The sequence below is a fragment of the Streptomyces fagopyri genome (genome assembly GCF_009498275.1).
In the GTDB taxonomy this organism is placed as follows: Bacteria; Actinomycetota; Actinomycetes; order Streptomycetales; family Streptomycetaceae; genus Streptomyces; species Streptomyces fagopyri.
In genome coordinates this window covers 7583004-7595326 of the sequence record NZ_CP045643.1, presented here as the reverse complement: position 1 = coordinate 7595326, position 12323 = coordinate 7583004, and the positions used below count along the sequence as shown (strand labels likewise).

At 71.3% G+C, this 12323-nt stretch carries 11 protein-coding genes and 1 riboswitch; of the genes, 1 reads left to right on the top strand and 10 read right to left on the bottom strand.

The genetic code is table 11. The features are described from left to right. Positions 1–281: 281 nt before the first annotated feature. Positions 282–2147, top strand: coding sequence for an AAA family ATPase (locus GFH48_RS32885; RefSeq protein ID WP_153291720.1), 1866 nt, complete (start codon positions 282–284; stop codon positions 2145–2147). Positions 2148–2492: 345 nt separating this feature from the next. Here the strand turns inward: GFH48_RS32885 and GFH48_RS32880 are convergent, their stop codons facing one another. The 10 genes from GFH48_RS32880 to GFH48_RS32835 form a co-directional block, all read right to left on the bottom strand. Beyond that, positions 2493–3587 (bottom strand): hemolysin family protein, encoded by a 1095-nt coding sequence (locus GFH48_RS32880; RefSeq protein WP_153291719.1) that lies wholly within the window; start codon positions 3585–3587, stop codon positions 2493–2495. Continuing rightward, the gene (locus GFH48_RS32875; RefSeq protein WP_153291718.1) at positions 3584–4918 is read right to left on the bottom strand and encodes a hemolysin family protein; all 1335 of its coding nucleotides are present in this window, start codon (positions 4916–4918) and stop codon (positions 3584–3586) included. Before GFH48_RS32875 ends, GFH48_RS32880 begins: the two co-directional genes overlap by 4 nt. Positions 4919–5117: 199 nt before the next feature. Beyond that, complete coding sequence (locus tag GFH48_RS32870) at positions 5118–5573, bottom strand: PH domain-containing protein (protein ID WP_153291717.1); 456 nt, start codon at positions 5571–5573, stop codon at positions 5118–5120. A 14-nt stretch (positions 5574–5587) separates the two neighbouring features. Continuing rightward, positions 5588–6445 (bottom strand): ATP phosphoribosyltransferase, encoded by an 858-nt coding sequence (hisG, locus tag GFH48_RS32865; protein WP_153291716.1) that lies wholly within the window; start codon positions 6443–6445, stop codon positions 5588–5590. A 63-nt stretch (positions 6446–6508) separates the two neighbouring features. Then, the gene (locus GFH48_RS32860) at positions 6509–6781 is read right to left on the bottom strand and encodes a phosphoribosyl-ATP diphosphatase (RefSeq protein ID WP_015661856.1); all 273 of its coding nucleotides are present in this window, start codon (positions 6779–6781) and stop codon (positions 6509–6511) included. A 34-nt stretch (positions 6782–6815) separates the two neighbouring features. Further along, complete coding sequence (ribH, locus tag GFH48_RS32855) at positions 6816–7301, bottom strand: 6,7-dimethyl-8-ribityllumazine synthase (RefSeq protein WP_153291715.1); 486 nt, start codon at positions 7299–7301, stop codon at positions 6816–6818. 191 nt (positions 7302–7492) lie between these two features. Then, complete coding sequence (locus tag GFH48_RS32850) at positions 7493–8830, bottom strand: bifunctional 3,4-dihydroxy-2-butanone-4-phosphate synthase/GTP cyclohydrolase II (protein WP_153291714.1); 1338 nt, start codon at positions 8828–8830, stop codon at positions 7493–7495. Further along, complete coding sequence (locus GFH48_RS32845; protein WP_153291713.1) at positions 8827–9471, bottom strand: nicotinamide mononucleotide transporter family protein; 645 nt, start codon at positions 9469–9471, stop codon at positions 8827–8829. The genes GFH48_RS32850 and GFH48_RS32845 overlap by 4 nt, the downstream gene beginning before the upstream one ends. Then, the gene (locus GFH48_RS32840) at positions 9468–10103 is read right to left on the bottom strand and encodes a riboflavin synthase (RefSeq protein WP_153291712.1); all 636 of its coding nucleotides are present in this window, start codon (positions 10101–10103) and stop codon (positions 9468–9470) included. Before GFH48_RS32840 ends, GFH48_RS32845 begins: the two co-directional genes overlap by 4 nt. 153 nt (positions 10104–10256) lie before the next feature. Further along, positions 10257–10387: riboswitch (FMN riboswitch) on the bottom strand. 478 nt (positions 10388–10865) lie between these two features. Then, the gene (locus GFH48_RS32835) at positions 10866–12149 is read right to left on the bottom strand and encodes an ROK family transcriptional regulator (protein WP_153291711.1); all 1284 of its coding nucleotides are present in this window, start codon (positions 12147–12149) and stop codon (positions 10866–10868) included. Between the last annotated feature and the right edge of the window lie 174 nt (positions 12150–12323).

The window sequence follows — 12323 nt, the reverse complement described above, 5'->3', positions numbered from 1 at the left end:
CTGCCCACACCCTTCCTTTTCGGGCGCCGCGTGCCGTGATCCGCTCACCCTGGGTCACCGGATGAAGTGCGCCCCGTCTGCTCCCACCTCGTGCAACGGTGCTGTCGGCACCCTTCGGCAGGCCCATGCGGCGCAGGTACCATGCCTCTCGGTGCGACCTTCGGACGGCTTGCTCTGCGCACCGGTGCAACTCCCGTCCGCGGCACAGCGGTTCGACCAAGCTGCCGACGGGCACCGGCCCGCTCGGAGAACCATCGGGGGCACGGTTTGTGGGGGACGTGATGGACTTCGGCACGCAGGGCCCGGAGGCCCCGGCCGACCTCGCCTGGATGCGAGGTGTGGACGCCTACACGATGGGCGCCTATCCGCAGGCGGAGGAGGAGTTCCGCACCGCGGTCCGGATGGACCCCGGTATGGCGGACGGCTGGCTCGGACTGCACGCGCTGCGCGTGGACACCACGGCCGCGCTGCTGCGCATGTTCCGGCACCGGGACCGTTTCGGCGAACAGCGCTCCCGGCACCGGCGCACCCTGAACTCCTGGTACTGGCTGGGCTGGTGGGTGCAGCCGGTGCTCGAAAGTCCGCGCGATCTACTGCTCGCGCACGCCTCGCACTGGCTGGACGGGCGTCATGTCCCCGAACTGGACCGGGCGTTGGCCGGACTTCCGCCGGTGGACGCGGATCCGCAGGTGCGCTTCCTGCACGCCTGCCGGGCCTATCTCGTCAAGGACTGGGAGCAGTTGGTCCGGCACACGGACCCGCTGATAGACGATCCGATGCTGGGCATAGAGGCCGGTCTCTTCGGCGGCATGGCCCGGGTCCGGCTGGAGATGTTCGGGCAGGCGGAGCCGCTGCTGTCGTCGGCGCTGATGCGCTGCCGCAGCGAGCAGCCGCAGCGCAAGGAGCTGCGGTACTGGCTGGCGCGGGCGCACGAGGGCACCGGCAGGTCGGCCGCCGCGCTGCCCCTGTACCGGGCCGTGCACCGGGTCGACCCGGCCTTCATGGACACCTCCGCGCGGCTCGCCGCGATCTCCGAGGGCGACGGGTACGACGATGCCGCCGCCGATCTGGCGGCGATCACACTCACCGGGATCGGGCAGGACGTGATGGACGGCCCGGACGGCCTGGATCCGCTGTGGGGCGGCGAGGGCCGCGACCTCCGGCTCCCCGAGGCGGACCCGCTGCCGCCCGGCGCGGTGTCACCGGAGACCGACGTGGTGCGGGAGAAGGCCGTGGTTCCGGTGCGGCCGCTGCCCGCCGGGCCGACCGACCCGGCGCTGCTGGAGGAGGCACTCGCCGAGCTGGAGCGGATGGTGGGCCTGGAGCCCGTGAAGCGCCAGGTCAAGGCGTTGTCGGCGCAGCTGAACATGGCGCGGCTGCGGGCCGGGCAGGGGCTGCCGGTCCAGCCGCCGAAGCGGCACTTCGTCTTCTCCGGCCCCTCGGGCACCGGCAAGACCACCGTGGCCCGCATTCTCGGCCGGGTCTTCTACGCGCTCGGTCTGCTCGGCGGCGACCACCTCGTGGAGGCGCAGCGGGCCGATCTGGTGGGCGAGTATCTCGGCCAGACCGCCGTCAAGGCCAATGAGCTGATCGACTCGGCGATCGGCGGGGTCCTCTTCGTGGACGAGGCGTACTCGCTGTCCAACTCGGGATACGGCAAGGGCGACGCGTACGGCGACGAGGCCCTGCAGGTGCTGCTGAAGCGGGCCGAGGACAACCGCGACCACCTGGTCGTCATCCTGGCCGGCTATCCGGAGGGCATGGACCGTCTGCTCGCCGCCAACCCCGGGCTCTCCTCGCGCTTCACCACCCGCGTCGACTTCCCGTCCTACCGCCCCCTCGAACTCACCTCCATCGGCGAGGTGCTGGCCGCGGAGAACGGTGACATCTGGGACGAGGAGGCGCTGGACGAGCTGCGCTCGATCGCCGGGCACGTCGTGGATCAGGGCTGGATCGACGAGCTCGGCAACGGACGGTTCCTGCGGACGCTGTACGAGAAGAGCTGCGCGTACCGGGATCTGCGGCTGTCCGGGTATCCGCACACGCCGTCGCGGGACGATCTGTCCACGCTTCGGCTGCCGGATCTGATGCAGGCGTACGGGGAGGTGTTGTCGGGGCGGGGGCCCCAGGACCCGTCGGCCCTGTGACCCGGGGGTTCGCCCCCGCCGCCCCTGCCCTCCCCCAAGCTCTCGGCTTCGCCAGAGCAGGGGGGACCTCCGTCATCCCGTACCTGGGGGCTCCGCCCCCAGACCTCTGCCAGGGACGCTGCGCCCCCTGAACCCCCGCCATCGCCCGAAGGGCTCGTCCTCAAACGCCGGACGGGCTGGATGTGCGCGCCCGCGCCGGAAGGCTCAGGACGGGCTGAAGGTGTGGGCCCACGTGGGAAAGGCCGACAGCCGGGTCAGGCGATTTCTGCCCGTCCGACCTTGGGGCAAGGCACTCGAAGCCCCGATCGGGGGTCCGGGTGCGACAGCCCCCGGACCCCCGATGGCTCACGTCGCCAGCGCCTCCTCCGGAGCCTCGATGGGCACCGGCTCGGCGAGTGGCGGCGCGGCCACCACGGTGACGTCCCGGTGTGCCGGATCCCGTACCTCGCCGACCAGCAGCTCCAGCACGTCCTCCAGCGCCACGAGCCCGAGCACCTTTCCTGACGCGTCGGCGACCTGCGCGAGGTGCGTGGCGGCGCGGCGCATCACGGTCAGGGCGTCGTCGAGGGGGAGTTCCGAGCGCAGGGTCGTCATGTGCCGCCAGATCTGCTGGGGCACCGCGCGCTCCGACTCCTCCAGGTCGAGGACGTCCTTCACGTGCAGGTAGCCCATGAAGGCGCCGTTCTCCGCGACCACCGGGAAGCGGGAGTAGCCGGTGCGCGCGGTGAGGGCGACGACCTGGCCCGGGGTGACCGAGGCGCCCACGGTGACCAGGGACTCCCGGTCCAGGAGGACGTCCGTCACCGGTCGGGAACCCAGTTCCAGGGCGTCCTCCAGCCGCTCCTGCTCCTCCGGGTCCAGCAGGCCGGCCTGGCCCGAGTCCTCGACCAGGCGGTTGAGCTGCTCGCTCGTGAAGACCGCCTCGACCTCGTCCTTGGGCTCCACCCGGAACAGCTTCAGGATCAGCCGGGCGCACGCGCCGAGGGCCACCGTGACCGGCCGGCACAGGCGGGCGAAGGCGACCAGTCCCGGGCTGAGCCACAGCGCGGTCTTCTCCGGCGCGGCCATCGCCAGGTTCTTCGGGACCATCTCGCCGATGACGAGGTGGAAGAAGACGACGAGGGCGAGCGCGATGACGTATCCGAGGGGGTGGATCACGCCGTCCGGCAGATGGACCGCCTCGAAGAGGGGTTCCAGCAGATGGGCGACGGTCGGCTCGGCGACCGCGCCGAGCGTCAGCGAGCAGATGGTGATGCCGAACTGGGCCGCGGCCATCATCTGCGGCAACCGCTCCAGCCCGTACAGGACCTGGCGGGCGCGGGTGGACTCCAGCGGCTCGATCTGGCTGCGCCGCACGGAGACGAGCGCGAACTCGGCGCCGACGAAGAAGCCGTTGGCGAGCACCAGGAGAACGGCGAAGAGGAGTTGGAGCACGCTCATCGGACGGCCTCCGGGGCGAGGGTCGCGTCCGCGATCCTGACCAGCCGGACCCGCTCGGCACGGTAGTGCCCGACCTGGCGCACCGAGAGGCGCCAGCCCGGAAGCTCCGCCCTGTCACCGGGTGCCGGGATGCGGCCGAGCAGATCGGCGACGAGCCCCGCCACGGTCTCGTACGGACCCTCGGGCACATCCAGTCCTATGCGCTGCAGGATGTCGACACGGCAACTGCCGTCGGCGTCCCAGGCCGGCCGGCCCTCCTCGGGCGGTGCCACGGCGAGTTCGGGCAGGTCCTGTCCGTCGTGCTCGTCGCGGACCTCGCCGACGAGTTCCTCGACGATGTCCTCCAGGGTGACGACGCCCGCCGTGCCGCCGTACTCGTCGACGACGACGGCGATGGGCTGCTCGCTGCGCAGCCGTTCCAGGAGAGGCTGCACGGGCAGTGTCTCCGGGACGAGCAGCGGGGCCTGGGCGATCCGGCCGACGGGTGTGCGCAGCCGGTCGTGCGAGGGCACCGCGAGGGCGTCCTTGAGATGCACCATGCCGACCACCTCGTCGATCCGCTCCCGGTAGACGGGGAAGCGGGACAGGCCGGTGGCCCGGGTGAGGTTGACGACGTCCTCCGCGGTGGCCGTCGACTGGAGGGCGCTGACCCTCACCCGCGGCGTCATGACGTGCTGCGCGGTCAGGTCGGCCAGCGAGATGGTCCGTACGAAGAGATCCGCGGTGTCCTGCTCCAGCGCGCCGGCCTGGGCGGAGTGCCGGGCCAGGGAGACGAGCTCGCCGGGGGTGCGGGCGGACGCCAGCTCCTCTGCGGGTTCGACGCCGAGCGCCCGTACGAGCCGGTTGGCGACCGTGTTGAGCGCGGCGATCACCGGCCGGAACAGGCTGGAGAAGACGTGCTGCGGGCCCGCGACGAAGCGGGCGACCTGGAGCGGCTTGGACACGGCCCAGTTCTTCGGCACGAGTTCGCCGACGACCATCTGCACGGCCGCGGCGAGCAGCATCCCGACCACCACGGCCACGCCGGACACGGCACCCTCGGGCAGCCCGAGCGCGGTGAACGGTCCGTGGAGCAGCTGGGCGAGCGCCGGCTCGGCGAGCATGCCGACGACGAGCGAGGTGATGGTGATGCCGAGCTGGGTGCCGGAGAGCTGGAAGGACAGCTCCTTGAGCGAGTTGACGACGGTACCGGCCCGTCGGTCGCCTTCGGCCGCGGCCTTCTCGGCGTCCGGCCGCTCGACCGTGACGAGGCCGAACTCCGCCGCCACGAAGAAACCGTTGGCGAGGATCAGCAGGAACGCCGCCGCGAGAAGCAGCAGGGGGATGGTCATGCCGCCGCCTCGATGGGTCGGGAGGGGGCGGCGCAGGTACTACAGGACGATCCGTCCATCGCTGGAGGGAGTCACTCCTCGGGTAGCAGGGGGCCTCTGGACACCGGGTGGCATGTCAGTGGCGGAGGCGCAACGAAAACGCCTCCGCCAACAGGTTAATCAAGACATGGGCCCGCAGGGCAGGGTCGAAGGGCGAGAGTCAGCCGTGATGTTGCTCCGGGTCGCCGATGGAGCGGGCCTCGGCGAGCGCCCGCAGGGTGCGGGCGTCGTCGATCGCGCGCTGTCTGGCGATGCCCGGCTGGATGCCGAGCGCCGGAAGACTGGTGCCGTCACTGAGGTTGAGGAACACCCAGGGGTCGCCGGGGCGCAGATTGACCTGGAGGATCTCCGCCCAGTCCAGGTGCCGGCTGCCGGCGATGTTGACGACTGTGACTCCGCTCTCATCGGCGACGACCTTGGGCCGGGACAGCAGCACGAGGACGCCGAGCAGCAGCGCGCCGGTGAAGACGAAGCTGGCGCGCTCCCCCGGGCTGAGCTGCTCCAGGAGCATCGCGACCGTGGTGATGACCACGAAGATCGAGACGCCCGCGGTGAGCAGGACCGCCCGGGTCCGGGACGGCCGGAACGTGACGGGGAGTTCGGGAAGGTGGGACATGACTCGGACGGTCCTCAGAGGCGGCAGGCGTGGATGGCCGTGGTCAGGATGGCCCGCGCGCCGAGCGCGTACAGGTCGTCCATGATCCGCTGCGCCTCCTTGGCGGGCACCATCGCGCGGACGGCCACCCAGCCCTCGTTGTGCAGGGGCGAGATGGTCGGCGACTCGAGGCCGGGGGTGAGCGCGACGGCCTGCTCCAGGTGCTCGGCGCGGCAGTCGTAGTCCATCATCACGTACGTCCGTGCGACCAGGACACCCTGCAGGCGGCGCAGGAACTGCTGGACCTTGGGCTCGGTGTCCTCGTCGGTGCCGCCCTCGACGCGCCGGACGACGACGGCCTCGGACTTCATGATCGGCTCGCCGAAGACCTCCAGGCCCGCGTTGCGCAGCGAGGTGCCGGTCTCGACGACGTCCGCGATGACCTCGGCGACACCGAGTTCGATCGCGGTCTCCACGGCGCCGTCGAGGTGGACCACGGAGGCGTCGATGCCGTTGCCGGCGAGGTGGCCCGCGACGATGCCCTCGTAGGAGGTGGCGATGGTCAGGCCGGCGAGGTCGTCGACGCTCTTGGCGGTGCCGGGCTTGCCGGCGAAGCGGAAGGTGGAACGGGCGAAACCGAGCGGGAGGATCTCCTCCGCCCTCGCTCCGGAGTCGACGAGCAGGTCGCGGCCCGTGATGCCGATGTCGAGGCGGCCCGAGGAGACATAGATCGCGATGTCGCGGGGGCGGAGGTAGAAGAACTCGACCTCGTTGCCCGGATCGACGATCCTGAGCTCCTTGGACTCCCGGCGCTGCCGGTAGCCGGCCTCATGCAGCATCTCCGCCGCAGGTCCTGACAGGGAACCCTTGTTGGGGACGGCGATGCGCAGCATGAGGTCGGCTTCCTTTGTTCGTGCGTACGTCTGTCGGTTCGTACGGGGGGTGCGGGGCGTGGCTCAGAGGTGGGCGTACACGTCGTCGAGGGAGATTCCGCGCGCCACCATCATCACCTGGACGTGGTAGAGGAGCTGGGAGATCTCCTCGGCGGCGGCGTCCTTGCCCTCGTACTCGGCGGCCATCCAGACCTCTGCGGCCTCTTCGACGACCTTCTTGCCGATGGCATGGACCCCCTTGCCGACCAGCTCGGCGGTGCGGGAGGTGGCGGGGTCGCCGGTGGCGGCCTTGTGCTGGAGCTCGGTGAAGAGCTCCTCGAACGTCTTCTTGGACATGGTGCTGCCCACCCTACGCGGTGGAGCCGGTGCCTCAGCGCCAGGGTTCGGATACTGAGCGCAGCGTGGTAGCGGTCGCCACGGCGGCCGTCACCGCCTCGTGCCCCTTGTCCTCACGGGAGCCCTCGATGCCCGCCCGGTCCAGGGCCTGCTCCTCGGTGTCACAGGTCAGTACACCGAAGCCGATGGGGACGCCGGTGTCGATGGAGACCTGGGTGAGCCCCTGCGTGACGCCCTGGCACACATATTCGAAGTGGGGCGTGCCGCCGCGGATGACGACACCGAGCGCGACGATGGCGTCGTAGCCTCGGCCCGCCAGAACCTTGGCGACGACCGGGAGCTCGAAGCTGCCCGGGACCCTCAGCAGGGTCGGCTCGTCGATCCCCAGCTCGTGCAGGGCGCGCAGCGCGCCGTCCACGAGGCCGTCCATCACCTTTTCGTGCCACTGTGCCGCGATGACCGCGACGCGCAGGTCGCCGCAGTTGCGTACGGACAGTTCGGGTGCACCCTTGCCGCTCACGTCTCTCCTCAGTGCGTCTGTGCTGTGTTGCCGGTCGTGCCGGTGTTGCTTGATGCCGGTTTGCTCGATGCCGGTACTGCTCGATGCCGGTGCCGCCGGACTCCGTTGTCTCCGGACTCCGTTGTCACTGGGTCGCGCTGTCACCGGGTTGTGCGGTCACTGGATTCCGCGGGTGTCTCCTCCCGCGGGTGTCACTGGTTGCCGCAGGCGGACGCGGTGGGCGTCTCCAGCCAGGGCAGGTCGTGCCCCATCCGGTCCCGCTTGGTGCGCAGGTAGCGGAGGTTGTGTTCGCCCGCCTGGACGGGCATCGGCTCCCGCCGGGTGACCCGGAGGCCGTGCCGGACGAGCGCGTCGGTCTTGTCGGGGTTGTTGGTCATCAGACGCAGGCTGTGGACGCCGAGGTCCTCCAGGATCTGCGCGCTCGCGCCGTAGTCGCGGGCGTCGGCGGGCAGTCCGAGTTCGAGGTTGGCGTCGAGGGTGTCCCGGCCGCGTTCCTGGAGCTCGTAGGCGCGCAGCTTGGACAACAGGCCGATGCCCCGTCCCTCGTGCCCGCGCAGATAGACGACGATGCCGCGGCCCTCGGCCTGGATGCGTTGCAGGGAGGACTGAAGCTGGGGGCCGCAGTCGCAGCGCAGCGAGTGGAGGACGTCGCCGGTCAGGCACTCGGAATGGACGCGGACGAGGACGTCCTCGCCGTCGCCGATCTCGCCGTGGACCAGGGCGACGTGCTCGACCCCGTCGGCGATGGAGTGGTAGCCGTACGCCGTGAACTCGCCGAAGGCGGTAGGCAGCTGCGTCCTGGCCTCGCGGCGGACCGCGGGTCCGGCCGGGGGCGTCGCCTGACCGAACGGGGCCGGGAGCTGGGTGGAGCGACGGTGGGCGACCAGGTCCTCGATGGAGATGATGGTCAGACCGTGCTTGCGGGCGAACGGGATCAGTTCGGGAAGGCGCAGCATACGGCCGTCCTCCCCCGCGATCTCCACGATGGCGCCCGCGGGTCGCAGGCCGGCGAGCCGGGCCAGGTCGACGGCCGCCTCGGTGTGGCCGTTGCGGACGAGGACGCCGCCGGGCCTGGCACGCAGCGGGAAGATGTGGCCGGGCCGTACGAAGTCGCCCGCTCCGGCCTGGCCCCCGGCCAGCAGCCGCAGTGTGGTGGCGCGGTCGGCGGCCGAGATGCCGGTGGTCACACCGTGCGCGCCGGAGGCGTCCACCGAGACCGTGAACGCCGTCCTCATCGACTCGGTGTTGTTCTCGACCATCTGCGGGAGCTGGAGGCGGTCGAGTTCGTCGCCCTCCATGGGTGCGCAGATGAGTCCGCGGCACTCGCTCATCATGAACGCGATGATCTCGGGGGTCGCCTTCTCGGCGGCGATGACGAGGTCGCCCTCGTTCTCCCGGTCCTCGTCGTCGACGACCACGATCGGCCGGCCCGCCGCGATGTCGGCGATGGCCTTCTCGACCGGGTCGAGCGCGAAGTCGGAGACGTCCTGTTCATGCCCGGTGCTGTACCAGACGGGGGCGGCGGTCATGCCGGGACTCCTTCCAGAACGGGCTGCCCGGCCTTGCGGGAGCGCAGCCACCAGTCGCGCATGCCCCACAGGACGAGCGCGCCGTAGACGACGTAGACGAAACCGGAGAAGGCGAAGCCGTTGGCGAAGTTGAGCGGCACGCCCACCACGTCGACGAGCAGCCAGGCGAACCAGAACTCGACCATGCCGCGCGCCTGGGCGTACATGGCGATGACCGTGCCGACGAAGATGTAGGCGTCCGGCCAGGGGTCCCAGGACAGCGACGGGTACGCGTGGAACAGGGCGCTGACCGCGAGGGTGCCGACGGCCGCAGCGCCCACCAGGGCGGCGCGCTCGCGCCAGGTGGCGAACCGTACGGCGACGGCACCGTCCCGGCCCGGGCCCCGGCCGCGGTTCCACTGCCACCAGCCCCACAGGGCGACGACGATGACCACGACCTGCTTTCCGGCACTGCCGGAGAGATGGGCCGAGGCGAAGGCCGTGAGCAGGACGACGCCGGACAGGAGCTGTACGGGCCAGCTCCAGATGGAGCGCCGCCAGCCGAGCGCGAGTCCGATCAGACCGATCACGTTGCCGATCATGTCGGACCACTTGATGTGCTGTCCGAAGAGCGTGAACGCCTCGGAGTTGAGCCAGTTCACGGCCGGCTCCCGGAGGTGTCCGGCAGTGCGGCCGGCTGCTCGCCCCGCGCGCCGAGCAGGCGCTCGACGTACTTGGCGATGACGTCCACCTCGAGGTTGACCGGGTCGCCGGGCTGCTTGCGGCCGAGCGTGGTCAGGTCGAGGGTGGTGGGGATGAGGCTCACGGTGAAGTGGTCCGGGCCCGCGTCGACGACCGTCAGGCTGATGCCGTCGACGGTGATGGAACCCTTCTCGACCACGTAGCGGGTGAGGTCCGCGGGGAGCGAGATCTTCACGATCTCCCAGTGCTCGGACGGCTCGCGTCCGAGGACCGTGCCGGTGCCGTCGACGTGCCCCTGGACGATGTGTCCGCCGAGGCGGTCGCCCACGGCCATGGGGCGTTCGAGGTTGACGCGGGAGCCGACGGTGAGGGCACCGAGGCTGGAGCGCTTCAGGGTCTCCGCCATGACGTCGGCGGTGAATTCGTCGCCTTCGTGGTCGACGACCGTGAGACAGACTCCGTTCACGGCGATGGAGTCGCCGTGCTGTGCGCCCTGCGTGACGACGGGTCCGCGCAGGCGGAAGCGAGAGGCCTCGTCGAGATTCTCGACGGCGGTGACCTCACCCAGCTCTTCGACGATTCCGGTGAACACTTCCCGGGTCCTCCTGCCTCATGGGGCACGGACTCCGGGGCCTGTCGATGACGACAGATCGAAACGGACTACGGCACCGGGGACGACGCCGAAAGGAGACCTGTCCCGCAGGACACGTCACGACAACCGGCGGCGCGCACGAATGCCCGCCCGCCGCGCACTGCCTCCCATCCGGACTTTAACCGTCGGTCCAGGAATTTCACCTGGTCAACCGGCCGCTGGAAGCGACCGGGTCGCGGACTGTAACCGCCGGTTCGGACTTTCACCGACCCCGGAGTGCGCTGCTTCTGGTACAGCATCAGTGTGCCACGCCCTGTCCATGCCCATGCGGGTGAAGTTCTGTGGGGTGCCTCACAGGCGGCCCCGATGGACTTTCACGTCGTCGCGGGGGCGGCCAACTCCCTTGAGGACTCGTAGGCTTGACGGCGATACGGATATTGGTCCATACCTATTGACGCTCTGGTCTAGTCCTCTTAGGGTCGGCGATCAAGGTTTGCAGAAGCCGAGGTGGCCCACTCGCCCCCTGAGCGACCCGGCGGCGGTGACGGAGGCCCTTGCCCCGCCGCCGGGTCTCCCCACCGGGGAGAGACACTCCGCCGGGCACCTCCGCGAACTCCGCCCCGAATCCGGGGCTTCGCCCTTTCCGGACGGACGGACGGGCGGGCCGGCGGACGAGCGGACGGCCGGACGCACGGACGGCAGCGGAGACCGTGGAGGCCGTGGTCCCACGTCCGTGGGCGAGTACGGCGGCGGCGCGGATCGTCACCGCGGACGCGGCGTGAACAGGTCGTCCTGGGCCGACTCCCGGGCGGTCAGGAGGGCGCCGCGCAGCACCGCGCCTCCGCCCAGCGTGCCGGCCCTGACCTCGGCGGGCAGCGGGGACATCCGGGCCAGCCGCTCACCGACCCGCGCGGCCAGCGCCTCGCCGCCCGCCTGCCCCACCTCCCCGCCGAGCACCACGCAGCCCGGGTCGAGGACGGCCACGACGGACGCGGCCCCGACGGCGAGGCGGTCGGCGAGGGCGGACAGGAAACGGTCCGCACGGTCGTACCGGAAGCGGTCGGTGTCCGCGGAGGACGCGGTGTCCGAGGCGTCCGCGGTGCCCGAGGCGTCCGCGGTGGACGCCGAGGACGCGGAGGACGCGGAGGACACGGCCGTCACCGCCGTGCGCACCAGCGCCGCCGCCCGTGGTTCGCCGGGGGACTCGGTCGCCGCCAGCCCGTGCGCCGCGGCGAGTTCGGCGATCGCGGCGCCCCCCGCGAGCGAGTGGAAGCCTCCCTCGCAATCCGTCGCGGACGGCAGCGTGGCGGTGCCCGGAACCGGCAGGAACCCGATCTCGCCGGTCCCGCCGGAGGCCCCGCGGCGGAGTCTGCCGTCGAGGACGACGGCCGCACCGGTGCCGTGGCCGAGCCAGAGGAGGACGAAGGTGTCCCGGTCCCGGGCCGCACCGTCGCGCTGTTCGGCGAGGGCGGCGAGGTTCGTCTCGTTCTCGACGATGACCCGGGCGGGCAGGCGTTCCTGGAGGGCCGCGACCAGGAGGCGGTGCCATTCGGGCAGGCCGGAGGAGTCCCGGAGTTCGCCGGTGGCCGGGTCGATGAGGCCCGGCGCGCCGATGCCGACGGTGTGCAGCCGCTCGGCCCCGGCCTCCTTCGCGGCCCGCTCCACGAGGGCGACCGCCTGCTCGACGGCGGGTCCCGTGCCGGCGTCGTCCGCGATGGGCACCGACGCCCGCGTCAGCTCCGCGCCGAGCAGGTCGGCGACGACGACCGTGACGCCCTCGGTGCGGACGTCGAGGGCCGCCAGCTGCGCCCGGTCCGCGACGATCCCGTACAGCCGGGCGTTCGGGCCGCGCCGCTGCTCCCCCGACTCCCCCACGACCGAGATCAGTCCGGCGACGGTCAGGCGTTCGACGAGGTCGGCGACGGTGGGCCGGGACAGGCCCGTGAGCTGCTTCAGCTGTCCGGCCGTCAGCGGGCCCTCCTGCTGCAGCAGCCGCAGGGCGAGCCGGTCGTTGATGGCCCGGGCCGTGCTCGGGGATGCGGGCATGCCGGGATCTTCCCAGACCACGGATTCCTCCCAGATCGGCGGGGCCCGCCGAGGCGGGCCCCGGTGGCGTACGGCCGCCGGTCCGGACGGCCGGTGCGTCGTCTTCGCATCGCCTCTCTATCGCCTATCTATCAGGCAGGGTCCCTGATAGTTTACGGCGGCAGCATGGGGAGC